General features: G+C 65.1%; 23 protein-coding genes. 19 read left to right on the top strand and 4 right to left on the bottom strand.

The features are described 5' to 3' along the window. Positions 1-4: 4 nt before the first annotated feature. From BJA_RS32960 to BJA_RS32935, 6 genes are all read left to right on the top strand, one after another. Positions 5-490 (top strand): GNAT family N-acetyltransferase, encoded by a 486-nt coding sequence (locus tag BJA_RS32960; RefSeq protein WP_011089251.1) that lies wholly within the window; start codon positions 5-7, stop codon positions 488-490. Then, entirely contained in the window at positions 490-999 is a 510-nt protein-coding gene (locus BJA_RS32955; protein WP_011089250.1) for a dihydrofolate reductase, read from the top strand. The genes BJA_RS32960 and BJA_RS32955 overlap by 1 nt, the downstream gene beginning before the upstream one ends. A gap of 153 nt (positions 1,000-1,152) precedes the next feature. Continuing rightward, positions 1,153-2,295, top strand: a complete 1,143-nt coding sequence (hflK, locus tag BJA_RS32950) for an FtsH protease activity modulator HflK (RefSeq protein WP_011089249.1) — start codon at positions 1,153-1,155, stop codon at positions 2,293-2,295. Then, on the top strand, positions 2,292-3,188 hold the full coding sequence (gene hflC / locus BJA_RS32945; RefSeq protein WP_011089248.1) for a protease modulator HflC: 897 nt from the start codon (positions 2,292-2,294) through the stop codon (positions 3,186-3,188). The genes hflK and hflC overlap by 4 nt, the downstream gene beginning before the upstream one ends. Positions 3,189-3,262: 74 nt before the next feature. Beyond that, on the top strand, positions 3,263-3,469 hold the full coding sequence (locus BJA_RS32940; RefSeq protein WP_011089247.1) for a DUF2065 domain-containing protein: 207 nt from the start codon (positions 3,263-3,265) through the stop codon (positions 3,467-3,469). Positions 3,470-3,612: 143 nt separating this feature from the next. After that, on the top strand, positions 3,613-5,136 hold the full coding sequence (locus tag BJA_RS32935) for a Do family serine endopeptidase (protein ID WP_011089246.1): 1,524 nt from the start codon (positions 3,613-3,615) through the stop codon (positions 5,134-5,136). Positions 5,137-5,276: 140 nt separating this feature from the next. Here the strand turns inward: BJA_RS32935 and serB are convergent, their stop codons facing one another. Further along, positions 5,277-6,182: a phosphoserine phosphatase SerB gene (serB, locus tag BJA_RS32930; RefSeq protein ID WP_011089245.1), complete on the bottom strand. Its 906-nt coding sequence runs from the start codon at positions 6,180-6,182 to the stop codon at positions 5,277-5,279. A gap of 11 nt (positions 6,183-6,193) precedes the next feature. On the opposite strand from serB, the gene miaA reads away from it, so the two are divergent. From miaA to BJA_RS32875, 11 genes are all read left to right on the top strand, one after another. Continuing rightward, the gene (gene miaA, locus BJA_RS32925; protein ID WP_011089244.1) at positions 6,194-7,150 is read left to right on the top strand and encodes a tRNA (adenosine(37)-N6)-dimethylallyltransferase MiaA; all 957 of its coding nucleotides are present in this window, start codon (positions 6,194-6,196) and stop codon (positions 7,148-7,150) included. A 433-nt stretch (positions 7,151-7,583) separates the two neighbouring features. Then, entirely contained in the window at positions 7,584-9,359 is a 1,776-nt protein-coding gene (locus BJA_RS32920; protein WP_011089243.1) for an acetolactate synthase 3 large subunit, read from the top strand. A gap of 4 nt (positions 9,360-9,363) precedes the next feature. Next, entirely contained in the window at positions 9,364-10,344 is a 981-nt protein-coding gene (locus tag BJA_RS32915; RefSeq protein ID WP_011089242.1) for a threonine dehydratase, read from the top strand. 151 nt (positions 10,345-10,495) lie between these two features. After that, on the top strand, positions 10,496-11,038 hold the full coding sequence (ilvN, locus tag BJA_RS32910; protein ID WP_011089241.1) for an acetolactate synthase small subunit: 543 nt from the start codon (positions 10,496-10,498) through the stop codon (positions 11,036-11,038). Positions 11,039-11,041: 3 nt separating this feature from the next. Further along, positions 11,042-11,731 (top strand): class I SAM-dependent methyltransferase, encoded by a 690-nt coding sequence (locus tag BJA_RS32905; protein WP_011089240.1) that lies wholly within the window; start codon positions 11,042-11,044, stop codon positions 11,729-11,731. 69 nt (positions 11,732-11,800) lie between these two features. Next, positions 11,801-12,676, top strand: a complete 876-nt coding sequence (locus BJA_RS32900; RefSeq protein WP_011089239.1) for an EamA family transporter — start codon at positions 11,801-11,803, stop codon at positions 12,674-12,676. A 7-nt stretch (positions 12,677-12,683) separates the two neighbouring features. After that, entirely contained in the window at positions 12,684-13,286 is a 603-nt protein-coding gene (locus BJA_RS32895) for a LysE family translocator (protein ID WP_028176170.1), read from the top strand. A 133-nt stretch (positions 13,287-13,419) separates the two neighbouring features. Beyond that, a complete protein-coding gene (gene ilvC, locus BJA_RS32890) occupies positions 13,420-14,439 on the top strand; it encodes a ketol-acid reductoisomerase (RefSeq protein ID WP_011089237.1) in 1,020 nt (339 codons plus the stop codon). 356 nt (positions 14,440-14,795) lie between these two features. Further along, positions 14,796-18,179, top strand: coding sequence for a bifunctional diguanylate cyclase/phosphodiesterase (locus BJA_RS32885; protein WP_162494144.1), 3,384 nt, complete (start codon positions 14,796-14,798; stop codon positions 18,177-18,179). A 51-nt stretch (positions 18,180-18,230) separates the two neighbouring features. Beyond that, positions 18,231-19,331 (top strand): DUF2336 domain-containing protein, encoded by a 1,101-nt coding sequence (locus tag BJA_RS32880; protein WP_011089235.1) that lies wholly within the window; start codon positions 18,231-18,233, stop codon positions 19,329-19,331. A gap of 266 nt (positions 19,332-19,597) precedes the next feature. Further along, positions 19,598-20,449: an SDR family oxidoreductase gene (locus BJA_RS32875; RefSeq protein WP_038966484.1), complete on the top strand. Its 852-nt coding sequence runs from the start codon at positions 19,598-19,600 to the stop codon at positions 20,447-20,449. Between the two features lie 9 nt (positions 20,450-20,458). Here BJA_RS32875 and BJA_RS32870 read toward each other — a convergent pair whose 3' ends face one another. Beyond that, entirely contained in the window at positions 20,459-21,079 is a 621-nt protein-coding gene (locus tag BJA_RS32870) for a hypothetical protein (RefSeq protein WP_038966478.1), read from the bottom strand. A gap of 106 nt (positions 21,080-21,185) precedes the next feature. Here BJA_RS32870 and BJA_RS32865 point away from each other — a divergent pair, with 106 nt between their 5' ends. Together BJA_RS32865 and BJA_RS32860 are read left to right on the top strand one after the other, a co-directional pair. Continuing rightward, positions 21,186-21,839 (top strand): TetR/AcrR family transcriptional regulator, encoded by a 654-nt coding sequence (locus BJA_RS32865; RefSeq protein WP_038966479.1) that lies wholly within the window; start codon positions 21,186-21,188, stop codon positions 21,837-21,839. A 180-nt stretch (positions 21,840-22,019) separates the two neighbouring features. After that, entirely contained in the window at positions 22,020-23,732 is a 1,713-nt protein-coding gene (locus BJA_RS32860) for a sulfatase-like hydrolase/transferase (RefSeq protein WP_038966480.1), read from the top strand. 192 nt (positions 23,733-23,924) lie between these two features. Here the strand turns inward: BJA_RS32860 and BJA_RS32855 are convergent, their stop codons facing one another. Together BJA_RS32855 and BJA_RS32850 are read right to left on the bottom strand one after the other, a co-directional pair. After that, positions 23,925-25,481 carry a glycine betaine ABC transporter substrate-binding protein gene (locus tag BJA_RS32855; protein WP_011089230.1) on the bottom strand — a complete coding sequence of 519 codons (1,557 nt, stop codon included), beginning with the start codon at positions 25,479-25,481 and terminating at the stop codon, positions 23,925-23,927. Continuing rightward, entirely contained in the window at positions 25,478-26,260 is a 783-nt protein-coding gene (locus tag BJA_RS32850; RefSeq protein ID WP_038966485.1) for an ATP-binding cassette domain-containing protein, read from the bottom strand. The genes BJA_RS32855 and BJA_RS32850 overlap by 4 nt, the downstream gene beginning before the upstream one ends. Between the last annotated feature and the right edge of the window lie 55 nt (positions 26,261-26,315).

Raw genomic sequence — 26,315 nt, 5'->3', positions numbered from 1 at the left:
GCAGATGTCGCTCAACATCCGCCGCGTGCGTCCCGGCGAAGCCGGGCTGGTTCTTGCCTTCATCCGCGAGCTCGCCGAATACGAAAAGCTCTCGCACGAGGTCGAGGCGACCGAGGCTGACATCGCGGATGCGCTGTTCGGCGAGCGACCGCGGCTCTACTGCGCGATCGCCGAGTGGAACGGCGAGGCGGTCGGCTTTGCGGTCTGGTTCGCCAATTTCTCCACCTTCAGCGGCCGTCACGGCATCTATCTCGAGGATCTGTATGTGCGGCCGTCGCATCGGGGCAAAGGCCTCGGCAAGGCGCTGCTGGTCTATCTCGCAAAGGAATGCGTCGAGAACGGCTGGTCGCGCCTGCAATGGGCGGTGCTTGACTGGAACGCGCCGTCGATCGCGTTCTACAAGTCGCTCGGTGCCGTCATGATGGACGACTGGACGCTGTGCCGCGTCACCGGTCCTGCGCTGACGCGGCTTGCGGGGAGCTCTGTCTGATGGAGATCGTCTTCGTCGTGGCGGTCGCGGAGAATGGCGTCATCGGCGCAGGTAACGCGATTCCATGGCGGCAGAAATCCGACATGGCGCGCTTCAAGGCGCTCACGATCGGCAAGCCCGTGATCATGGGCCGCAAGACCTTCGAATCCCTGCCCCGGCCGCTTCCGGGCCGCACCAACATCGTGATCACGCGCGATCCGGCTTATCGCGCCGCCGGTGCCGTCGTCACGACATCAGCCGTGGATGCGGAGGCGATTGCGCGCGGCGATGCCCTGCGGCGTTCGGTCACCGAGATCGCGGTGATCGGCGGCGCCGAGATCTATCGGCAATGGTTCGGTCGTGCCGATCGGCTCGAAATCACCGAAGTGCATGCGCGCCCCGACGGCGACACGCATTTCGGCATCGACAAGGCAGAATGGGAGGAGACGGCGCGCATCCGTCATCCTGCCGGACCGAACGACAGCGCCGATTACTCCTATGTGACATATCGTCGGCGGCCGCGCCATTAACCGCATTCGCCAATGTTAACATTGACTTTTCTGCCCCCGGGCTTAGCTGCAAAGACAGCCCGGGCTGCGTTGTAAGGGACCTGCCTGTCCCCTATAAAGCCGGACCGGACAAAGCGGGCAGGGGCAATTCCACCCTGCCGAGGAGAGCGTCGAATGCCGTGGAAGAATCAGGGCGGTGGCCCATGGGGCTCGGGTCCAAAGGGACCATGGGGCTCAGGCCCGCAACCGGTCGGGCCGAGGCCTCCGGATCTGGAAGACCTTCTGCGGCGCGGCCAGGACCGCCTTCAGCAGATCATGCCGGGTGGCTATTTCTCCGGCGTCGGCATCACGCTGATCATCCTGATCATCATCGCGTTCTGGCTGCTGTCGGGCTTCTTCCGCGTGCAGTCCGAGGAGCGCGGCGTCGTGCTGCGCTTCGGCAAGCATGTCCGCACCGTGGATCCGGGCCTGAACTATCATCTGCCCTATCCGATCGAGACAGTGCTGCTGCCCAAGGCGCTGCGCGTCAACACCATCTCCATCGGCATGACGCTGATCGACGATCCGGCACGGCGCGGCCGCTCCATTCGCGACGTGCCCGAAGAGAGCCTGATGCTCACCGGTGACGAGAACATCGTCGACGTCGACTTCACCGTGCTGTGGCGCATCAAGCCCGACACCGGCGGCGTCGGCGACTTCCTCTTCAACATCCAGAACCCCGAAGGCACCGTGAAGGCGGTCGCCGAGAGCGCGATGCGCGAGGTGATCGGCCGCTCGCAGATCCAGCCGATCCTCACCGGCGCGCGCAACGTCACTGAACAGGGCGTGCAGGAACTGATCCAGAAGACTCTGGACAGCTACGGCGCCGGCATTCAGATCAGCCAGGTGCAGATGCAGAAGGTCGATCCGCCGGCGCAGGTGATCGACGCCTTCCGCGACGTGCAGGCGGCACGCGCCAATCTCGAGCAGCTGCAGAACGAAGCACAGACCTACGCAAACCAGGTGGTGCCGCAGGCGCGCGGACGTGCGGCGCAGATCATGCAGGCCGCCGAAGGCTACAAGGAGCAGGCGGTTGCCGAGGCCAAGGGCCAGAGCTCGCGCTTCCTGAAGGTTTACGAGGAATACAAGAAGGCGCCCGAAGTGACGCGTGAACGGATCTATCTGGAGACGATGGAGCGCGTGCTCGGCGGCGCGGACAAGCTCGTCTATGACGGCGGCCCCTCGGGCCAGGGCGTTGTGCCCTATCTGCCGCTGGGCGAATTGACGACGAAGCGGCCGCCCGCCGCCGGTCAGCAATCGAGCGGAGGCAGCCGATGAGGTCTCCGGTCACAGGTATCGTCACCCTCCTCGGGCTCCTGCTCGTCGTGATCGTCGGCTACATGTCGCTATTCACGGTGCAGCAGACCGAGCAGACCATCGTGCTTCAGTTCGGCAAGCCCGTCGACGTCGTCACCGATCCCGGTCTGCACTTCAAGGCGCCGTGGAATTCGGTGATCAACATCGACAAGCGGATCCTCGATCTGGAGAACCCGTCGCAGGAAGCGATCGCATCCGACCAGAAGCGGCTCGTGGTCGACGCCTTCGCGCGCTACCGCATCAAGGACGCGCTGCGCTTCTATCAGAGTGTCGGCTCGATCCAGGCTGCCAACATCCAGCTCACCACGCTCCTGAACGCGGCGCTGCGCCGCGTGCTCGGCGAGGTCACCTTCATCAACGTGGTGCGCGACGACCGCGAGAAGCTGATGCTGCGTATCCGCGACCAGCTCGATCGCGAGGCCGACGGTTACGGCATCCAGGTCGTTGACGTCCGGATTCGCCGCGCCGACCTGCCGGAGCAGAACAGCCAGGCGGTCTACCAGCGCATGAAGACGGAACGCGAGCGGGAAGCCGCCGAGTTCCGGGCGCAGGGCGGCCAGAAGGCGCAGGAGATCCGCTCCAAGGCCGACCGCGAGGCGACCGTGATCGAGGCGGAAGCCAGATCGCTGGCTGAGCAGACCCGCGGCGTCGGCGACGCCGAGCGCAACCGCCTGTTTGCGGAAGCCTACGGCAAGGATGCTGACTTCTTCGCCTTCTACCGGTCGATGACGGCCTATGAGAACGGGCTGAAGTCGAACGACACCCGCTTCCTGCTGCGGCCGGACTCGGATTTCTTCCGGTTCTTTGGTAACCCGTCCGGCAAGGCGGCGACCGCGACGCCGGCAAAGCCGTAAGCTAGACAAGGGCGGCGGCAGGTCTGGCCGCCCTTCGTCCAGACAAGAACAGCACCACGGGAGGTTCCAATCCGATGAGGTCCATTGCGTTCGCCGACTTCCTCATCGGCTTAGGCATCCTGTTCGTGCTGGAAGGCTTGATGTTCGCGGCGAGTCCGAACTGGATGCGCAAGGCCATGAAGAGCGCCATCGCCACGCCGGACAACGTTCTGCGGGCGGTCGGGATCGGTTCGGCCGTGGTCGGCCTGATCCTGATCTGGGTGATGCGGCGTCCGATTTAGGCCTCGCGCCAACGCCAAAGTGAAGGCGAGGGACCGGTTTTCGCCGTATTATCCGGGTCTTGAGGCCCGTGAAGCTCCGCGCTTGCGCCGTGCCCCCGTTCGAGCGCAGTCTTGACGCCGAATCCCTTTTTCTGGAGATCACAATGACCGCTGCCATCATTGCCCCGTCCCGCTTGCGCCATCGTGCGCGACTTGGCGTGAGAATTGGGCTGGCCGCGCTCGCCGTCAGTGCTTTTGGCGCGTTCGGCACGCCAGCTCAGGCGCGCGGACCGGAGGGCATCGCCGACGTCGCCGAGAAGGTGATCGACGCGGTCGTCAACATTTCGACCTCGCAGACCGTCGAAGCCAAGGGCGGCGGCAGCAACACCATGCCGCAACTGCCGCCCGGCTCGCCCTTCGAGGAGTTCTTCGACGACTTCTTCAAGAACCGCAGGGGTCCCGGCGGCCCCGGTGGCGGCAAGGGCGGCGACAACGGCCCGCCCCGCAAGACCAACTCGCTCGGCTCCGGCTTCATCATCGACACATCAGGCGTCGTCGTCACCAACAACCACGTCATTGCGGACGCCGACGAGATCAACGTCATCCTCAACGACGGCACCAAGATCAAGGCCGAGCTGGTCGGCGTCGACAAGAAGACCGACCTGGCCGTGTTGAAGTTCAAGCCGACGAAGCCGCTGGTCGCGGTGAAGTTCGGCGATTCCGACAAGCTGCGTCTCGGCGACTGGGTGGTCGCGATCGGCAACCCGTTCAGCTTGGGCGGCACGGTGACGGCCGGCATCGTCTCCGCCAAGAACCGCGACATCTCCTCGGGTCCCTATGACAGCTACATCCAGACCGACGCCGCCATCAACCGCGGCAATTCCGGCGGTCCGCTGTTCAATCTCGATGGCGACGTCATCGGCGTCAACACGCTGATCATCTCGCCATCCGGCGGCTCGATCGGCATCGGCTTCGCCGTGCCGTCGAAGACGGTCATGGGCGTCGTCGACCAGCTCCGCCAGTTCGGCGAATTGCGCCGCGGCTGGCTGGGGGTGCGCATCCAGAGCGTCACCGATGAGATTGCCGAGAGCCTCAACATCAAGCCGCCGCGCGGCGCGCTGGTTGCCGGCGTCGACGACAAGGGCCCGGCCAAGCCGGCCGGCATCGAGCCCGGCGACGTCGTCGTCAAGTTCGACGGCAAGGACGTCAAGGACCCGAAGGATCTCTCCCGCGTCGTCGCCGACACAGCGGTCGGCAAGGAGGTCGACGTCATCATCATCCGCAAGGGCCAGGAGGAGACCAAGAAGGTCACGCTCGGCCGCCTCCAGGATCCCGACAAGGTGCAGGCCGCGGTGAAGACCGACGAGCCCGCGCCGGAGAAGCCGGTGACCCAGAAGGCGCTCGGCCTCGATCTCGCCGTGCTGAACAAGGACCTGCGTACACGCTACAAGATCAAGGACAGCGTCAAGGGCGTGGTCGTCACCAATGTCGACGCCAATTCCGACGCCGCCGAGAAGCGCCTGTCCGCCGGCGACGTCATCGTCGAGGTGGCACAGGAGGTCGTCTCCAGCGGCGCCGACATCCAGAAGCGGGTCGACCAGCTCAAGAAGGACGGCAAGAAGTCGGTGCTGCTGCTGGTCTCCAACGCCGACGGCGAGCTGCGGTTCGTGGCGCTGAGCGTGCAGTAAGGGGCGATACGCCCCGCACTCAACTGTCATGCCCCCGCGAAGGCGGGGCATCCAGTACGCTGCGGCCTCTCGGTTCTAGCCGCACTGTCTCTGGAATACTGGATCGCCCGCCTTCGCGGGCGATGACAGCGGGGAGGAGGCTACCCCTCCACAAACTCCTCGCGCCGATACCCCTGCGCATAGAGCAGCGCGGTGAGATCGCCGTGGTCGATCTTTGCAGCAGCCGCAGCGGCCACCGCCGGCTTGGCATGATAGGCCACGCCCAGTCCCGCCGCCTGGATCATCGCCAGATCATTCGCGCCGTCGCCGACCACGACCGAGTCGACGTCGTCGAGATCGAACGACTCCATCAGATCCACCAGCGTCGCGAGCTTGGCGGCGCGGCCCAGGATCGGCTCCTTGACCTCGCCGGTGAACTTGCCGTCGCGCACGATCAGCTCGTTGGCGCGGTTCTCCTGGAAACCGATCCTGGCGGCGACCGCGCTCGTGAACAGCGTGAAGCCGCCGGAGACGAGGCAGGTATAGGCGCCGTGCGCCCGCATGGTCGCGACCAGTGTGCGGCCGCCCGGCGTCAGCGTGATGCGCTTTTCCAGCACCTCGTCGACGACACTGGCGGGAAGGTCCTTCAGAAGCGCAACGCGCTCGCGCAGCGCCGGCTCGAACTCGATCTCGCCGCGCATTGCGCGTTCGGTGATGGCGGCGACATGGGCCTTCATCCCGACGAGATCTGCGAGCTCGTCGATGCATTCCTGGCCGATCATGGTGGAATCCATGTCGGCGAGAAAAAGCTTCTTGCGCCGGACGCCGGCTGGCTGCACGACGATGTCGATCGGCAGGTCGCCGCGAAGCTCGCGCAACCGCTGTTCGATGGCGTGACGGTCGCCTTCGAGGTTACTGTCGGCGCCGAAGGGAATGTCGACCGCAACCCCGTCGAACAGCCAGTGCGCAGGCGTCGCTTGAGGCAGCACGGCGCGGGCGCCGTCGACGATGGTAGAGTCGAGCGCGGGACTATCGGGATTGCAGATCAGCGTGGCGACCAGGGACATTTGAGGTTTTCGTGAGCGAGGGGCAAGTCGGCAGAAGGCCTATTGGCAAGGCCGTGCTTATCGCAGGCCCGACCGCCAGCGGCAAGTCGGCGCTGGCGCTCGAGCTGGCGCTCGCCGCCGGTGGCGTCGTCATCAATGCCGATTCCATGCAGGTCTACCGCGACCTGCGCATCATCACGGCGCGCCCCACACGGGCAGACGAGGCGCTCGTGCCGCATCACCTCTACGGCCATGTCGATGCCGCCGTGAATTTCTCGGCCGGTGCCTGGGTGAGCGATGCAGCCAAGGCGCTCGAAGGGGCGCGAGCCGAAGGCCGCCTGCCGATCTTCATCGGCGGCACCGGACTTTATTTCAAGGCGCTGACCGCGGGCCTCTCTGTGGTGCCGCCGATCCCTGCCGAGGTGCGCGAAGACGTGCGCGCGCGGCTGGAGCGGAACGGCGTCGAGGCGCTGCATGCGGAACTCGCGGCCCGCGATCCGCGTGCGGCCGGGCGATTGAACCTGCGTGACCGCACGCGGATCGCGCGCGCGCTCGAAGTGATCGAGGCGACCGGGCGCTCGCTGCTGGACTGGCACCAGGAGGGCCAGCCGCCGCTGTTGCCCAGGGACAGTTTTCACGCGGTATTTCTCGCCCCCGGGCGCGACGAGCTCTATGCCCGCATCGATGCCCGCTTCGACGCCATGCTCGGCGCCGGCGCCTTGAGGGAGGTCGAGCGCCTCGCCGCCCGGCAGCTCGATCCGCTGCTGCCGGCGATGAAGGCCCATGGCGTGCCGGCCCTGATCCGGCATTTGCGCGGTGAACTCAGCCTGGACGAGGCGGCCACGATCGGCCGCGCCGACACCCGCCATTACGCCAAACGGCAATTCACCTGGTTCCGGCACCAATTGCCGGAGTTCGAATGGGTGAAGCCGGAGGAGGCGAGGGGCTGGCTCGCGGCGATCGTGAATGCGGCGCAGGACGAGGGTTGAGGCCTCCTATGCGCTGTCATTCCGGGGCTCGCAAAGCGAGAACCCGGAATCTCGGGATTCCGGGTCTGGTCCTGCGGACCATCCCGGAATGACGGCGTAGGCGACGTGCTTTTGCGCCGGGTTCCCCGAATTTACCTCTCGCCGAACCCCGGGAACACCGCTACACTGCCAAAATCGCGCGGGGACGGCCGCATCGCCTTGACATCCGGGCTTTGGCCGCTATGTTTCGCGCAACCTTTGGGAAGCCGGGCGCCTGCCATGCGTAACATTATTACCAAACTCCTTATCGCCGTCGTACCCAGGCACACCGCCGGGGATGGCTAGCTGCCATCCACATGACAGGCGGTGTGCATGGGCCCTCTTCGGGGCCTTTTTTATTTCCCGAACCCGACACGAATGAAGCCGCTGGCAACAGCGCATCCGGAGCAAGCCAATGAGCGACAAGAGCCACGATCCGAACCAGATGACCGGCGCCGCGATGATCGTTCGCGCGCTCATCGATCACGGCGTGACCGACATCTTCGGCTATCCCGGCGGCGCGGTGCTTCCGATCTATGACGAGATCTTCCAGCAGAGCGAGGTCCAGCACATCCTGGTCCGCCACGAGCAGGGCGCGGGCCACGCCGCCGAGGGCTATGCGCGCTCGACCGGCAAGCCGGGCGTTGCGCTGGTGACCTCCGGTCCCGGCGCCACCAACATGGTGACGCCGCTGACCGACGCGCTGATGGACTCGATCCCGCTGGTCTGCATCTCCGGCCAGGTGCCGACGCATCTGATCGGCAACGACGCGTTCCAGGAATGCGACACGGTCGGCATCACGCGTCCCTGCACCAAGCACAACTGGCTGGTGCGCGACGTCAACGACCTCGCAAAGGTCCTGCACGAGGCGTTCTACGTTGCGACCACGGGCCGTCCGGGCCCGGTGCTGGTCGACGTGCCCAAGGACGTGCAGTTCGCGACCGGCACCTATCATCCGCCGCGCAAGTCCGACGTGCACCGCTCCTACGCGCCGCGCGTGAAGGGCGATGCGACGCAGATACGCAAGGCCGTCTCGCTGCTCGCGAACGCCAAGCGTCCCGTGATCTACAGCGGCGGCGGCGTGATCAATTCCGGCCCGGAGGCGACCAAGCTGCTGCGCGAGCTGGTCGAGGTCACCGGTTTTCCGATCACCTCGACGCTGATGGGCCTGGGCGCGTATCCGGCGTCGGGCAAGAACTGGCTTGGCATGCTCGGCATGCACGGCACCTATGAGGCCAACATGACGATGCATGATTGCGACGTCATGCTGTGCGTCGGCGCGCGCTTCGACGACCGCATCACCGGCCGTGTCGACGCGTTCTCGCCGGGCTCGAAGAAGATCCACATCGACATCGACCCGTCCTCGATCAACAAGAACATCCGTGTCGACGTGCCGATCATCGGCGATTGCGGCAACATCCTCGGCGACATCCTCCAGGTGTTCAAGGCGGAGGCGAAGAAGCCGGACGTCAAGGCGTGGTGGCAGCAGATCGCGCAGTGGCGCGCCCGCAACTCGCTCTATTACAAGAAGAGCAACGACATCATCCTGCCGCAGCACGCGATCCAGAGCCTGTTCGAGGCGACGCGCGGCCGGGATACCTACATCACGACCGAGGTCGGCCAGCACCAGATGTGGGCGGCGCAGTTCTACGGCTTCGAGGAGCCGCATCGCTGGATGACGTCGGGTGGGCTCGGCACCATGGGCTACGGCCTGCCTGCCGCGGTCGGCGTGCAGGTGGCGCACCCGGACAGCCTCGTCATCGACATCGCAGGCGATGCCTCGGTGCAGATGACGATCCAGGAGATGTCGACGGCGGTCCAGTACGAGCTGCCGATCAAGATCTTCATCCTGAACAACCAGTACATGGGCATGGTGCGGCAGTGGCAGCAGCTGCTGCACGGCAACCGCCTGTCGCATTCCTACTCGGAGGCGCTGCCGGATTTCGTCAAGCTCGCGGAAGCCTATGGCGGCGTCGGCATCCAGGTCCACAAGCCTTCAGATCTCGACGGCGCCATCCAGGAGATGATCTCGGTCAAGCGCCCGGTGCTGTTCGACTGCCGCGTCGCTGCGCTGGAAAACTGCTTCCCGATGATCCCCTCCGGCAAGGCGCACAACGAGATGCTGTTGCCGGAGCAGGCGAACGACGAGGCCACGGCCAAGGCGTTCGCGGGCGGCAAGGCGCTGGTGTGACGTCATGTTCGACCTGAAGGAGCTCGAGCGCGCACTCGACATTGTGGGGCAGGCGGTGCCGGCTACGCCGGCGCACGCCTGGCCGCTGCTCGCCGAGCGGCTGGGCACGCGCGTCGTCGTCAAGCACGAGAACCACACGCCGATCGGGGCCTTCAAGGTGCGCGGCGGGCTGGTGTATCTCGAACGGCTGAAGCGCGAGCGGCCGAACATTCCGGGCATCATCTCGGCGACGCGCGGCAATCACGGCCAGAGCCTGGCGTTCGCGGCGAGCCGCCACGGCGTGCCTGCGGTGATCTATGTGCCGCGCGGCAACTCGGTCGAGAAGAACCGGGCGATGAAGGCCTTTGGCGCCGAACTCGTCGAGCATGGCGAGGATTTTCAAGCGGCCGCCGAGGAGGCGCAACGGCGCGCCCAATTTACCGGCCTGCACATGGTGCCGTCGTTCCATCCGGATCTCGTGCGCGGCGTCGCCACCTATGCGCTCGAACTGTTCCGGACGGCGCCAGATCTCGATGTTCTCTATGTGCCGATCGGGCAGGGCTCCGGCATCTCCGGCTGCATCATGGCACGCGACCTCCTGGGCCTGAAGACCGAGATCGTCGGCGTGCAGTCGACCGAAGCGCCGTCCTATGCGCTGTCGTTCGCGGCCGGCAAGATCGTGACGACGAAGACCAGCAACACGCTGGCCGACGGCATGGCAACGCGCATTCCCGACGCAGACGCGTTCGCGCTGATCCGGAAGGGCGCCTCGCGCATCGTGCAGGTCACCGACGACGAGGTCGCCGCCGCGATCCGCGCCTACTGGACTGATACGCACAATCTCGCCGAAGGCGCCGGTGCCGCCGCGCTCGCCGCGGCGCTTCAGGAAAAGACAAAACTGTCAGGCAAGCGCGTCGGTCTCGTGCTGTCCGGCGGCAATATCGATTTCGACCTGTTCAAGCGATGGGTGATGGCGGATGCGCCGCCCCAGAGAGTGGTCGCGTGATGACTCCAGCATTTGCCAAGAGCTCCGCTGTCATCGTCCGGCTTGACCGGACGATCCAGTACGCCGCGGCCGTCGTGGGAATCTCGGCGCCGGTGGTTACTGGATGCCCCGCCTTCGCGGGGCATGACATGGAAGAATAGAGGGGACGACAATGAACCAGCCCGCATCGGCCTATTTCATCGAGGATCGCCACGATCCCAACGAGACGCATACGCTTTCGGTGCTCGTGCAGAACGAGCCCGGCGTGCTCGCGCGCGTCATCGGCCTGTTCTCCGGGCGCGGCTACAATATCGAGAGCCTCACGGTCTCGGAGACCGAGGCGCAGAAGCATCTGTCGCGCATCACCATCGTCACCACGGGCACGCCGATGGTGATCGAGCAGATCAAGCACCAGCTCGACCGCATGATCCCGGTCTACCGCGTTGTCGACATGACCCAGACCAAGCGCTCGATCGAGCGCGAACTGGCGATGGTGAAGGTGCGCGGGCAGGGCGAGCACAGGGTCGAGGCGCTGCGCTTGGCGGATGCGTTCCGCGCCCGCGTGATCGACGCCACCACCGAGAGCTTTGTGTTCGAGATCACAGGCAATACGGACAAGATCAATCAATATATCGACCTGATGCGCCCGCTCGGCCTTGTCGAGGTGTCGCGCACGGGCGTTGCCGCGATCGGCCGCGGGCCTGAAGGGATGTGAACCATGCTGGCGCGCGACTGGTACTACAACGAGCGGAACCGGATGGGCATCGAGCCCGCGGTGGCGTCGATCTACGACAGCCACGACGATGCCGATCTGCGGGCGCGCGCCGCCCTGAAAATGCTCGGTGTCCAGCGCGGCTGGCGCATCGCCGACATCGGCTGCGGCAACGGCGTGCTCGCCACCGAAGCTGCGCTGATGGGCGCCGAGGTCGATGCCATCGACATCTCGCCGGCGATGCTGGCGCTCGCCGAGATCTATGCCCGGGACCGCAAGGCGCCCGTGCGCACGCAGTCGGCCGGCCTGCTCAGCTTCGCCTACCGGCCGGAATCCTACGATCTGATCGTCAGCGAGTTCACGCTGCATCATCTGCCGGATTTCTGGAAGGTGGTGGCGATGTCGCGGATCTTCCGCGCGCTGAAGCCGGGGGCGAGCTTCTATCTGCGCGACATCGTCTATGCCTCGATGCCCGACGCGGTCGAGCGCGACGTCGAGCAGTGGGCAGAATTCCAGATCAAGAACCACGATTTCTCGCGCGAGGGCGTGGTCACGCATATGCGCGACGAATATTCCACCTTCGGCTGGGTGATGGAGCGGATGCTGTCCGATGTCGGCTTCACGCTGGTCTCGGCCGACTATCACGCGCCGATGCACGGCACTTATCTGCTGCGGAAACCCAATCCTTCCACGTAAAGGCCGGCGAGCAAGGCTAGACCAGAACAAGAAACAGGGCTGCACGACAGGGCAGAACCGGAAACAACAATGAAGCCGGCCGACATCCTCATCGCCCTCCTGGTGGCGATCATCTGGGGGCTTGCCTTCGTGGCGAGCCGGATCGCGCTCGACGAGTTTTCGCCGGAACTGATGACGGCGATGCGCTTCATTATTGCTGCGGTGCCGTGCCTGTTCATTCCCAAGCCGAAGGTCGCATGGTCGCTGCTGATCGCGATCAGCTTCACGCTGTTTCTCGGCCAGTTCCTGAGCCAGGCCTATGGCATCGCCCATGGCGTGCCGGTCGGGCTGACCAGTGTCGTCGTGCAGAGCCAGGCGCTGTTCACGATCGGCTTCGCCGCGATCGCCTTCGGCGAGCGGCCGACACAAGTGCAGACGCTCGGCATCGTCATCGCCGCAGCGGGCCTGCTGATGATCTGCGGCACCGTCGGCTACGATTTCAGCGTTGCCGCCTTTGCGGTGCTGATGATCTCGCCGATCAGCTTTGCCATCGGCAATCTGCTGCTGCGCGGCGCTCGCGGCGTGCCGATGTTCGATCTGTTCGCCTGGCTGTGCGTCGCCTCGGCCGTGCCGCTGTTCGTGCTAGCGCTGATCGCCAACGGGCCGGCGTCGACCTGGACGTCGCTGACGCACATGTCCCTGACATCGGCGCTCTGCATGCTGATGCTCGGCGGCATTTCCACCAGCATCGCCTATTGGCTGTGGGGCCGCCTCTTGCGCGACTATCCCGCGGCCCAGGTGGTGCCATTCGCGCTGCTGGTGCCGTTCGTCGGCTCCGCCGCCTCCAGCATCGTGTTCGGCGAACGGTTCGGCCCGCTGCGCCTCGCCGGCATGCTGACCGTGATCGGCGGAATCGCCGTGATGGTGCTGGCGAGGCGTCCGCAAATCCTGCCGAAGACGGCGTGAGGTGAACATGGCCTACTCGCTCTTCTATGCCTTCCTCGCCTTCATGGTGGTGATGTACTTCACCCCCGGGCCGAATAACATCATGCTGCTGGCGTCGGGCCTGACCTATGGCTTCCGCCGCACCATCCCGCACATCGTCGGCATCGTCATCGGCTTTGCCTTCATGGTCGCCACCGTCGGCGTCGGGCTCGGCACCGTGTTCCTGGCCTATCCGATCCTCCAGACCATTCTGAAATATGCCGGGGCGGTCTACCTGATCTATCTTGCCGCCGTGATCGCCATGTCCGGCCCGACCAAGCCGGGCGAGGAAGATGGCCGCGGCCCGATGACCTTCTGGGGCGCGGCCATGTTCCAATGGATCAACGCCAAGGGCTGGGTGATCGTGATCGGCACCATCACCGCCTATGCGGCGATTGCCCGGTTTCCCATCAACATCGTGATCCAGACCCTGATCAGCCTGCTCGTCGGCACGGTCTCGACCGTGGTCTGGGCGCTGTTCGGCACTGCATTGCGGCCGATCCTGACCTCCGAGCGGCTGGTCCGCGCCTTCAATATCCTGATGGCGATCCTGCTGTTGGCCTCCCTCTACCCCGTTTTCATGGATGCATGATGTCGCGGATTTCCATGCAGAAACGGGTTTCCCTCAGGGCTGAAAATGCTCTAGACAGCCCCCGAAATCCGCAAATTTCACCCTTCGGACACTGACCATCGGCCGATTTCGGCCCTGAACGAGGAAACGACCTATGCGTGTTTATTACGATCGCGACGCCGACCTGAACCTGATCAAGGGCAAGAAGGTCGCCATCGTCGGCTACGGCAGCCAGGGCCACGCCCATGCGCTCAACCTGAAGGATTCCGGCGTCAAGGAAGTCGCCATTGCGCTGCGCAAGGACTCGAGCTCGGTTAAGAAGGCGGAAGCTGCCGGCTTCAAGGTGATGGATGTCGCCGAAGCCGCCAAATGGGCCGACCTCGTCATGATGCTGACCCCGGACGAACTCCAGGGCGATATCTATCGCGAGCACCTGCACGACAACATGAAGAAGGGCGCCGCCCTCGTGTTCGCCCACGGCCTCAACGTCCACTTCAACCTGCTCGACCCGCGCGCCGACCTCGACGTGCTGATGATCGCGCCGAAGGGCCCCGGCCACACCGTGCGCTCGGAGTATCAGCGCGGCGGCGGCGTGCCCTGCCTGATTGCGATCGCCAAGGATGTCTCGGGCAACGCCCACGACCTCGGCCTGTCCTACGCCTCTGCGGTCGGCGGTGGCCGCGCCGGCATCATCGAGACCACCTTCAAGGAAGAGTGCGAGACCGACCTGTTCGGCGAGCAGGTCGTGCTCTGCGGCGGCTTGGTCGAGCTGATCAAGGGCGGCTACGAGACCCTGGTCGAAGCCGGCTACGCCCCGGAGATGGCCTATTTCGAGTGCCTGCACGAAGTGAAGCTGATCGTCGACCTGATCTATGAAGGCGGCATCGCCAACATGAACTACTCGATCTCCAACACCGCCGAGTATGGCGAGTACGTCACGGGTCCGCGCATCGTCACTGCCGAGACCAAGGCCGAGATGAAGCGCGTTCTCGCCGACATCCAGGGCGGCAAGTTCGCCCGCGACTGGATGCTCGAGAACAAGGTCAACCAGACCTCGTTCAAGGCGACCCGCGCCAAGCTCGCCGCGCATCCGATCGAGGAAGTCGGCGCGAAACTCCGCGACATGATGCCCTGGATCAAGAAGGGCGCGCTGGTCGACAAGAGCAAGAACTAAGCACCGTCATTCCGGGGGCGTGACGAAGTCGCGCCCCCCGGAACTCGATCCATATTCACCAGCTTCCGGGGTCTGCATGGAGCAGTCCCGGTCTGAAGCGGCCAGGTGGTGTCCGCCTCGCGCCGGTGTGATCTCGCTGATCGTGCGCGCCGCTCCCCCCGCGCGGCGCGAAGCTCCGGCCGAAACCGACCTCGGTTTTGCAGCAGCATGGATGTTTTTCAGCGCTCCCCAAGTATTAGGGCACCGTTGCTGACCTGATTTCCGTACGACTACGGGATCGAATTGCGATAGGCAGATCAACCAAATCTTAGCGCGGCCGAGCGAGGGTGAGCCATTGCTCGTACTGCAGATGGACAATGCTGAACGCTTGGCGAAGGCTGGCCGGATCGCCGGGATCGTCCGTCACGATCCTGGGCTTGCTGTTTTCGCTCGTTGTCGTCGCCCTGTTTCTCGTTGATCTGGGCATCCGTTATCGAGAAGCGGTCGCATCAGCGAAAACCGACGCGCTCAATCTCTCGGCCATTCTTGCCGAGCATGCCGCGGTGACGTTCGAAGACATCGATCGAGTGCTGCTCGAGGCGCAGGCGATCCGCAAGGGCGCCTTGTCCGGAATATACGCCGATCCCGGTGCGGCCAATGCCGCGTTGCGTCAACTGGTCAAGAGCTCGTCGATTCTCGTCGCGGTCGGCTGGACCGATGCGTCCGGCGCGGTCGTTGCGCATTCCTACGAGCACGCGCCGCCGCGCAGCAACATCTCCGACATGTCGCACTTCATCGCGCAGCGCGATGGCGCCGGCACCGGATTGTTCGTTGCGCCACCCTATCGTTCGGCCGGCGGCGACAAGTGGTTCAGCGCGGCGTCGCGCCGGTTGAACAACCCGGACGGGAGCTTTGCGGGCATCGTCACTGCACCGCTCGATCAATCTTTTCTCCTCAAGATCTACCGCAAGATAGATCTGGGGCAGGACGGCTCGGTCGTCCTGCTCCATCGCGTCGGGCGGATCCTGGCGCGCGTTCCGGAACAGAGCAACGTTTTGGGCATGTCGGTTGCGGGCGGCCCGCTCTTCACCCAGTATCTGCCGGTCTCCGAGTCGGGCTCATACGAGCTCACCAGCCCCGTCGACGGCGTCACGCGCATCGCAGGGTACAAGGCCGTGTCCGGCCTGCCGCTGGTTCTGGTGGTGACTTACTCGCGTAGTTACGTGTTGCAGCCGCTGTACCGGCATCTCTACACCTTCGGCCCGCTGGCTGCCGCGATCGTCACCATTATTCTGATCGGCACGTTCCTGCTGCGGCGGCAAACGAATGCGCTTGCGGCTGCGAGTGCCCGGTTCGATGCTGCGTTGAGCAACATGCCGCATGGGCTCAGCATGTTTGACGCCGACGAGAGGCTATTGGTCGCCAACAGCCGTTACCGCGAGATGTATGATCTCACGGAGTCGCAGGTCGAACCTGGAACGCCGCTCAGCAGCATCGTCGGCCACTACAAGGCGACGGGAGCCGAACTGGACGCGGAGGAATTCCTCGAGGGCGCAAAGCACCGGGCGCCGCGGATCCTCACGCTTGCCGATGGCCGGATCATCTCGATCCTGCGAACGCCCATGGCCGATGGCGGCTGGGTCGCGACTCATCAGGACATCACCGAGAGACGGCGAGACGAGATCCTGTTGGCCGAAAATGCCGCCGAGCTGAGGCTCATCAACACGCGGTTCGATGTCGCGATCAACAACATGAATCAGGGCCTGTGCCTGTTTGACGCCGATAAGAACCTGGTCGTCTCCAACAGCCGTTACCAGCAGATGTACGATCTGCCGGACGAACTGGTACAGCCAGGCACGCCGCTGCAGCGGATATTGCAGCACTATGCGGATCGCGGTGAAACCAGCTCGCTTTCGGTCGACCAGCATGTCCAGATCATGCCGACCCAGCGACAGCAGGACTACGCGTTGAAAGACCACCGCCAGATCCTGATCCAGCGCAAGCCGCTGCCGGATGGCGGCTGGGTTGCGACGCACGAAGACGTCACCGAGCAGAAGCGCGGCGAGCAGATGCTGGCCCAGAAGGCAGCGGAGCTGGAGGCGATCAATATGCGCTTCGATGCTGCCCTCAACAACCTGTCCCAGGGGCTCTGCATGTTCGATGCGGACCAGAGGATCGTGGTCTCGAACGCGCGCTATGCCGAAATTTACCATTTGAGCGGCGATCAGATCGGGCCAGGCACTTCGCTGGCGCAGATTCTCGAATATCGGCGCGAAAAAGGGACGTATTTTGCCGACGTCGCGCCGGACGTCTATCTCAGCCAGAACGTGAAGCAGCTGAGCGAGATCCGGGAACTTGCCGACGGCAGGGTGGTCGCGATCGCCCGCCACATGATGCAGGATGGCGGCTGGCTCACGACCCACGAGGATATTACCGATCGGGCGAGAAACGAGAAGCGTATCGCCTATCTGGCGCAGCACGATCTGCTCACGGGTCTTGCGAACCGCGCCGTGTTCTCCGAAAAGCTCGACGATGCTGCAAAGCGGTCGCAGCGTCATGGCACGACGTTCAGCGTGCTGATGCTGGATCTCGACAGGTTCAAGGCCGTCAACGATACGCTCGGTCACGCCGCGGGCGACCAGTTGCTGGTCGAGGTTGCGCGGCGGCTGAGTTCGTCGTTGCGGGATACCGATGTGCTGGCGCGGCTCGGCGGTGACGAATTCGCGATCATCCAGGAGAACGAAAAAAATCAGAGCGAGGGCGCGATTGCTCTCGCTCTGAGGATCATCGGCCTGATCGAGCAACCCGTCGATCTTGACGGCCATCGCGTCAGCGTCGGCACCAGCGTCGGCATCGCCTTCGCGCCGGAGCACGGCGCCGACGCCGAGACGTTGCTGCAGAAGGCGGATGTCGCGCTCTACGCGACGAAGTCTGCGGGCCGAAACGATTTCCGCATCTTCCAGCCCGAAATGACGGAAGCTGCGGACACACAGAAGTCGATGGAAGGCGAACTGCGGGAAGCGATGGCCCGCAACGAGTTCGAGCTGCACTACCTGCCGGTGATCGACGCCAGAACGCGCGCGATGACGGGCCTGGAATGTTTCGTGCGCTGGCATCACCCTTCGAAGGGCGTGCTGGCGCCTTTCCAGTTCCTTGGTGTCGCCGAGCAGGCCGGACTGATGGTGCCGCTCGGTGAATGGATATTGCGACAGGCCTGCCTGGACGCGGCTGCCTGGCCAGCGCACGTCAGGGTCGCCGTCAACATGAGCGCCGCCCAGTTCCACAGGAGCAACGTGCTCGACGTCGTCCTGTGCGCGCTGGTCGAGTCGGGATTGTCGCCCGAGCGGCTCGAACTCGAAATACCGGACGCTGCGCTCCTGGACGGGAATCTTGCGGCCCACCTGCTGACGGTCCGGCAACTGAAAAACCTCGGTGTCGGCGTCGTCCTCGATAATTGCGGTGTAGGCTATTCCGCGGCGAGCTACCTCCAGAGCTTCCCATTCGACAAGTTCAAGATCGACCGCGCGATCGTGAAGGACTGCACGACGCGAAGGGATTGCGCCGCGGTCATTGCCTCCGCGGTCGCATTGGCGGGCGGTCTCGGTGTCGCCACGGTCGCCAAGGGCGTCGAGACCCGTGCGCAATTCGAGGCTCTTCAAGCAGCGGGCGTGGACTTCGTCGAGGGATACCTGTTCGGGCGACCCGTGCCGAACTCTGAAATCAGTTTCGATTTGCCGTTGCCGGCACAAAACGTCGCGTGATCTCATGACCTCCGTCGGAACACAGGCAACTCAACCCCAGGGTCACGAGAGATGAATTTGACGAACGGCCTGATCGATCAACTCGAGATCGCGCTGGCGAGCCCGGAACTGTCGAAGCGCGCCGAGCTTCTGCGTCAAGTCGCCGATCTCTTCGTGTTGGGCTCGGGCAAGTTCAGCGACGTGCAGATCGATCTGTTCGACGAGGTGATGAGCACGCTTCTCAAGAATATCGAATGCACCGCCCGGGCGACCTTCGGGAGCCGGCTTTCCAGATTGCCTGACGCGCCACTGCGGACGATCCGCTTGCTGGCGTTTGACGATGCGCCCGAGGTGGCCGCGCCGGTGCTGGAGCACTCACCACGGCTCGACGAGGTGACGTTGGCGGAGAACGCGCGGACCAAGAGCCAGGATCACCTGCTGGCCATCGCCGGCCGCAGCCAGTTGACGGAACCCGTCACCGACGTCCTGGTCGAACGCGGCAACAGCGACGTCGCGGTGCGGACAGCCGGTAACGGTGGGGCCAGGTTCTCGGTCCAGGGAATGTCCCGGCTCACCGGCCGGGCCCGGTACCATGGCGCGCTCGCCATCTGCATCTGGGCTCGCCCCGATATCCCGCGCGCGAGCTTGCTGAAATTGTTCGTCCATGCGTCCGAGATGGTGAGGCGCAAGCTGGAGGCGGCCGATCCGCGCCAGGCGGCGCTGATCCGGAGTGCCATTGCGGAGAGCTCCGATGAGCTTCATACGATGGCCCGGGCAGGCTCGAGCGAACATGCCCGGGCGTTGGCCGAGGTGAGGTCGCTACATTCGGGTGGGCAACTCGACGAGGCACACGTGCTCGACTTCATCGGCGAGCGGAGCTTCGACAAGACCGCCGTCGCGCTGTCGCTCATGAGCGATCTGCCGATCGGAGCGATCGAGCGTGCGCTGGTCCGCTCCGAGCCCGAGCAGATTCTCATTCTTGCGAAGGCGATCGGTCTGTCCTGGGACACGACGAAGGCGATCTTGACGTTTCAGCCCGGTTCACCCCACGAGGCGAAAGAACGATTGGAGCAGTGCTTTGCAAGCTTCCTCCGGTTGAAGCCAAATACTGCGAAGGCCGCGCTCCAATTCTACCGGCTCCGCGAGCGGGCCGGCCAGGGTCCTGTCCACTAGCGGACGCGAACCCAAACCACATTCCTGGTCTCGCGCCGTTTTTCAGATTTTTTCAGAATTTCGCGATCGCCAAAAGCTCGGCGCCTTCAGAGACAAGGATTCGGCTCTTCATCCGCCTTTTCAAGGCGCAAACAATCTCATTTCCCGACGTTCGCGCGCCGCTTCATCCTAAGAACCGACATCTGCCGCGCCTGCTTGAGAGCTGGGCGGCATTGCGCACCGGTGCCTTCCTCCTGCATGATCGCGGGAACTTTTGGGGAATGACCATGCGATCTGTCGTCGTCACCGGCGCGTCCACCGGCATCGGCTGGGCCATTGCGAAATTCATGGTCGGGCGCGGCTATCGCGTGTTCGGCAGCGTCCGCAAGCAGGCCGACGCCGACCGGCTCACGGGTGAGTTCGGCGCCAACTTCACACCGGTCCTGTTCGACGTCACCGACGAGGCGGCAGTCCTCGCTGCTGCGCGAAACGTCCGCGAGGCGCTGGGCGGCGAGACGCTGGCCGGCCTCGTCAACAATGCCGGTGTCGCGGTGGCCGGTCCCGTGCTCGAATTGTCGGTCGATGATTTCCGCCGCCAGATGGACATCAACGTCATCGGCCCTGTGATCGCGACGCAGGCTTTCGGGCCGCTGCTCGGCGCGGACCCGTCGCTGAAGGGGCCGAAGGGGCGGATCGTGATGATCAGCTCGGTCGCAGGCAAGAACGGCAATCCGCTGTCGGCGCCCTACTGCACCTCCAAGCACGCGATCGAGGGACTGTCGGAAAGCCTGCGCCGCGAGCTGATGCTGTTCGGCATCGACGTCATCATCGTCGCCCCCGGCGCGGTGAAGACGCCGATCTGGAGCAAGGCTGAAGAGATCGATCTCTCCGTCTACCAGAACTCGCCCTATCTGCCGGCGCTCAACAAGGTCATGGCGTTCATGATGGCGCTCGGCGCGAAGGGCCTGCCCGCCGAGCGCATCGCCGAGATCGTGTTCGAGGCGCTGACCGCGGCAAGCCCCAAGGTGCGCTACCAGATCACGCCCAACCCGATGCGGCATCTGATCGGGGCCGTGCTGCCGAAACGGACGCTCGATCGGATCATCGCCAAGCAGCTTGGGCTGTTGCCGCAGGGGTGACGCCCCGCTTCAGCGCGCCGCGACGGTCCGTCCGCGCGGATGGGCGGCCATTGCGATCAGCCGCAGCGCCATCACGGCGAGCAGCGGAAGGAGGAAGGCGGCATAGAGCGGCATCGCCGGCACGCGCTTGCCGAACGACACCATGAACTGGAGCCAGAGGTAATAGCCCCCTGTGAGGTGCAGCGCGCGCCAGGCGCGGGGCCCGAGCAGCGCGGCGGTGCGGTCGAACGAGGTCGCGCTCATCGCGATGATGAAGGCATAGCCGATGCCGCCGAAGATGTAGGAGGCGGCCGAGGTCGCCTCCGCAAAGCCGGCCGGATCCATGTTGGCGAACGCGACGATCGCAACCGCGTGGATTGCGTGGGAGGCGGCGAAGCTCAAGCCCAGATAGCGGCGGTTGCGGCGCTGCCAGCGCGTCCAGGCATTGGGCCAGAGCCGGGCGAGAGCCGCGGCGCCGAAGGCGAGACAGAACAGCATGAGCGAGCTGCGCGCGGTGAAGCGGATCACCATCCGCACGCCCTCGACCTCGAATTGCCGCATCGAGGCGATCCACAGGCTGAGGACGATCAGGCTGAGGGTGAGGGCGGCCAGCAGCCTCCAGCCTTCGAGCCAGCTTTGACGTTGTGACATGATGGTCTCCTCCCTTATGTAATCATCGATTACATTTATGGCCGGCATATCCGTCAATGGTGTAATCGCTGCTTACATTCACGTTCGGGTGATGCTAGAAGGCCCGATGCCCGCCCGTCAGACCTCCAGGCCGCGCGCGCGCCGCCAAACATCCCAGGCCCGGCCGTACCACCACGGCGACCTTCGCCGCGTGCTGATCGATGCTGCGCTGCAACTGGCGGCCGAAGGCGCCGAGGTCTCCGTGCGCGAGGCCGCGCGCCGGGCCGCGGTATCGCCGGGCGCGCCGTTCCGGCACTTCCCCAACCGCGACGCGCTGATGGCGGCGGTGGCCGGGGAGGCGCAGCGGCGCTTTCGTGCGGAGATCGAGAAGGCGCTGGGCGAGGCTCCGGCCGCCGATCCGCTCGGCCGCTTCCGCGCCTTCGGCCTTGCCTATCTGCGCTGGGCGATGCGCAATCCCGCACATTTCGAGATCATCTCCACGGGGCGCTATTTCGCCCATGGCAGCTCCGCGGAGCTGACGCGCGACAATGCCGAGCTAATCGCCCTGACGGAGCAGATGCTGGCCGAGGCGGCGGAGCAGGGCCTGCTGCCGTCGGCCGACCTCAAGCGCATCCAGATCGCCGGTCGCGCCCTGGTCTACGGTTTTGCCCGGATGAATCTCGATGGCCACTTTCCGCGCTGGGGCGTGGAGGAGGGGGAGGTCGAGCGGATGGCGGAAGGGGTCATCGACCTGTTCATCGCCGGGATTGCCAGGCGCTAGCGTCGCCCGCCGCCAGGAATAAGCGAAGGTCGGATCGCGGCGCGCGTTGCCTGTCCTTGACTGTTCCGTTACAGTTTTATGACACGGTGCAGGCTTCCGGCTGCGCCGGACGCCCTAGTCGCCTTCGGGCCGGCCAGACGGCTAGGATCATCGTGCCGGACCAGCTGTTGCGTGTCGTCGATGGCGTCCGCGCCCAATCCAGGTCCTTCTGCCACGACTGCCGTGCTCGCGAGCGTTGCCGCGCTCGGCATCTGGCGGCTGCTCGCGGTCGCCGCGCCGCATCTGGCGGCGCTCGCGCTGATGTACGAGACCGAGACCGATTTCGGCTCGCGCCTCTCCTTCGCGCTCGCCTGGGGCATCCTCAATTTCTTCTGGATCACGCTGCTGCGCCGGCCGGCGCTGTCGGGCGCGCTGTCGCTGACCTTGGTCGTCGTGCTGGTGCTGCTGTCGCGGCTCAAGCACGACGTCGTGCAGATGACGGTCAACTTCATCGACCTGATGATGATCGACCGCGACACCGTCGCGTTCCTGTTCACGATCTTCCCGAATTTGCGCTGGTCGGTGATCCTGGCCGGTCTCGTCACGTTGCCGCTTATGTATGCGCTGTGGTGGCTCGATCCGTTCCGCATCCGCCGCCTGCCGGCGCTCGCCTGCAAGCTCGCCTGTCTTGCCGCGCTGGTCGGCTATTCGCTCTATCATCCGGACGAGGCCTGGCGGGGCTATTACGACGACGGCTATCTCTCGAAGTTCTTCCGCTCCGGCGTCAGCGCGGTGTCCGACTTCGCGCAGTACGGCTTCATGGAATCGGCCGCCTCGACCAACGAGCGGCTCAACATGCCGCTGGTGGACGCCTGCCACCCTGCGGGCCGCCGGCCGAACATCATCATGATCCATGATGAATCGAGCTTCGACATCCGCGCCGCCCAGGGCATCAAGGTGCCGCAGGGCTATGGCAGCCACTTCAAGTCATGGGACGGCAAGCAGCGCACGTTTCTGGCCGAGAGCAATGGCGGGCCGAGCTGGTTCACCGAGTACAATGTGCTCGCCGGCCTCTCCTCGCGCTCGTTCGGCCGCTTCGCGTATTTCGTGACGCGCATCGCAACCGGCCGCGTCGAGCGCGGCCTGCCGCTGGCGCTGCGCCGCTGCGGCTACGACACCCTGTCGCTCTATCCCGCCTATGGCGGTTTCATGGGCGCACGCAGCTTCCAGATGACGACCGGCGTCGAACGCTTCCTCGATTCCAAGGACCTCGGCGCCAAGGACGTCGAACCGGACTCGTTCTTCTACGACAAGGCGCTCCGGTTGATGGGTGAGCGGACGCCGAACAAGCCGCTGTTCACCTTCATCTATCTCGGCGCCAATCATTTCCCCTGGGAGACGCGCTTCCGTCCCGATTTGCTGCCGAACTGGCGCGCGCCGGGCAATGTGGCGTCCATCGACGAATATCTGCGCCGGCAGGCGATGAGCGCCGAGCAGTACAGGGCTTTCGTCGCGGGGCTGAAGAAGACGTTTCCCGGCGAGCCCTTCCTGATCGTGCGCTATGGCGATCATCAGCCCGAGTTTGCGCCGAACATCCTCGAGCCCGGGCTCGACGAAGGCGCCATCGGCAAGAAGCTCGACGCCTACGATCCGCGTCTCTACGCGACCTACTACGCGATCGACGCCGTCAATTTCGAGCCAGTGAAGAGCGAAGCCGTGATGGACACGATCGACGGGTCCTATCTGCCGCTGGTGATCCAGGAAGCGGCCGGCATCCCGCTCGACCCGTCCTTCGCCGTGCAAAAGGACATCATGCTCCGCTGCAAGGGCATCTTCTACGGCTGCAAGGACGGCGCCGAGGCGCGGCGGCTCAACCGGCTGCTGATCAATGCGGGGATGATCCGGGGGCTGTAGCGTTCTGACGCGTTTTGCGAGGGGGCGTTTTTTGGAGCGTCCATGTCTCTCCAATGTCGTCCTGGCGAAGGCCAGGACCCGTACCGCGTGATCTATCAAATCGAACGAGCTGCTAGTACCGTCCACATAACCAAGCCTTGGGGTAATGGGTCCTGGCCTTCGCCAGGACGACACCGAATAAATAGCGCAGGCCTACCCGCCCACCTTCCCCCACAGCCACTTCGCCACCGCATCCGGCGACGAATTCGCGTCGTTGCCGCTGGCGCGCAAATTGGCCTCGCGCATGGTGGCGATGTCGATCTTGCCGAGCAGCGGTCTGAGCGCGGCCTGCAATCGCTCGTTGCCGGCGCGCTTGGGTGCGAGCAGCAGGATCGCATCGTAGGGCGGGATCGCGTGCCTGGGATCGTCGAGCACAACGAGGTCGTATTTCGCGATCAGCCCGTCGCTGGTGTAGCCGGCGATGACGTCGACCTCGCCGCTGGCGACCGCCGCATACATGAAATCCGGCTGCATCTGGCGCTGGGCGCGGAATTGAAGGCCGTAGGCCTTTTGCAGCGCCGCCCATTCGGGGCGCGAGAAGAACTCGTAGTCGCCGGCAATCGACAGCGCCGATGCGTGCGCGGCGAGATCGGCGATGGTGCGGATGCCAAGCGCCTCGGCGCGCTTTTTCGGGATCACCAGCGCATAGGCATTCTCGAAGCCGAGCTCGCCGAGCAGGGTGATGTTCTCCTTCGTGAGGGCTGTCTTCAGCTCCGCGAGCAGTTCGGCGCGCGGCTTGATGTCGGTGCGATGCAGCTGGTTGGCCCAGAGCGTGCCGGAATAATCGACATAGAGGTCGATGTCGCCCGCCTTCAACGCCCCGAAGATCACGCTGGAGCCGAGGCCGGACCGCGCGGTGGCCGGCAGGCCCGCCGCCTGGAGGCGGTCCCTCATCAACGCGGACAGCACATATTGCTCGGCAAACGTCTTGGCCCCGACGACATAGCCCTGCGACGAGCGGCCCATCGTCGGCACCAGCGTTGCGGCGACCAGTGCCGCGATCCCGACCGCGCCGAACCCGGTGCGCAGGCGGCTGCGGCGGCGCAGGCCGCTCTCGATCAGGCCGAGCAACTGATCGACGGCGAGCGCCAGCAGGGCGGAGGCAAGGCAGCCGAACAGCACGAATACCCAGTTCTGGGTCTGGAGCCCGGCAAAGATGTAGTTGCCGAGGCTGGTCTGCCCGATCGGGGTCGAGAGCGTCGCGGTGCCGATCACCCAGACCGCGGCGGTGCGGATGCCCGCCATCATCACCGGCAGCGCCAGCGGCAGCTCGACCAGGACGAGCGACTGCCGCGCGGTCATGCCGACGCCCTCAGCGGCTTCGATCAGCGCCGGGTCGATGCCGTTCAGCCCGGTGATGCCGTTGCGCAGCACCGGCAGCATCGAATACAGCGCCAGCGCCAGCATCGCCGGCAGGAAGCCGAACGCCGAGAAGGAGATTCCGAACCAGGCGAGCGTCAGGGACGCCGCCGCCAGCAACAACGGATAGAACAGCGCGAGCAGCGCCAGTCCCGGCACGGTCTGCACGATGCTGGCGAGCGCGAGCAGGATGCCGCGCGGCGCCGGGCGGTTGCGTGTCAGGATCGCCAGCGGCAGGCTGATGGCGAGGCCGAGCGCCAGCGCGGCCAGGCTCACCCGCACATGGTTGCCGAGATAGTCGGGCAGATGCGACAGCGCCTCGCCCCAGCGTGGATCGGTGAAGAGGCTCATGCCGCACCGCTCTGCGGCAGCAGCGCGTTCAGCCGCTCGACCTGGCGCCGCGGCGTGCGCAGCAGCTCCAGCACATAGGCGTCGGTGCTCGTGGAGAGCTCCCCGGGTGTGCCCTGCGCGAGCAGCTTGCCGCCGCGCATCACCGCGATGCGGTCGGCGAGCAGGATCGCCTCAGTCATGTCATGCGTGATCATGACCGTGGTCAGGCCGAGCCTGCGATGCAGCGAGCGATAGTCGTCGCCGAGCGCGTCGCGGGTGAGGGGATCGAGCGCGCCGAACGGCTCGTCCATCAGCACGATGCGGGGCTTTGCCGCGAGCGCCCGCGCCACGCCGACGCGCTGGCGCTGGCCGCCCGAGAGCGCCTCGGGCAGCCGGTCACGATGCGCGGCACGGTCGAGCTGCACGAGCTCCAGCAATTCGTCGACCCGCGCTGCGATATCCGCTGCCGGTGCGCCCAGCAGTTTCGGCGTGATCCCGATATTGTCGGCGACGCTCAAGTGCGGGAACAGCCCGCCGCTCTGGAAGACGTAGCCGATCCGGCGCCGCAGCGCGACCGGATCGATGTTTTGCACGTCCTCGGCCTCGACCGTGATGGTGCCGAGATCCGCCTCGATCAGCCGGTTGGCAAGCCGCAGCAGCGTGGTCTTGCCCGAGCCCGAGCCGCCGACGATGGCCACAAACTCGCCCTCGGCGATGTCCAGCGACACGTTGTCCACGGCCTTGAGGGAGCCGAAGCTCTTGGTGACATGGGAATAGCTGATGGCGGGCTTGGAAGGCATCAGGACGGGGCTCACTCTTCCTTACCCTCCCCCTCCAGGGGAGGGTGAAGGAGGC

The organism is Bradyrhizobium diazoefficiens USDA 110 (assembly GCF_000011365.1).
In the GTDB taxonomy this organism is placed as follows: Bacteria; Pseudomonadota; Alphaproteobacteria; order Rhizobiales; family Xanthobacteraceae; genus Bradyrhizobium; species Bradyrhizobium diazoefficiens.
This window is presented reverse-complemented; position numbering and strand designations above follow the sequence as displayed.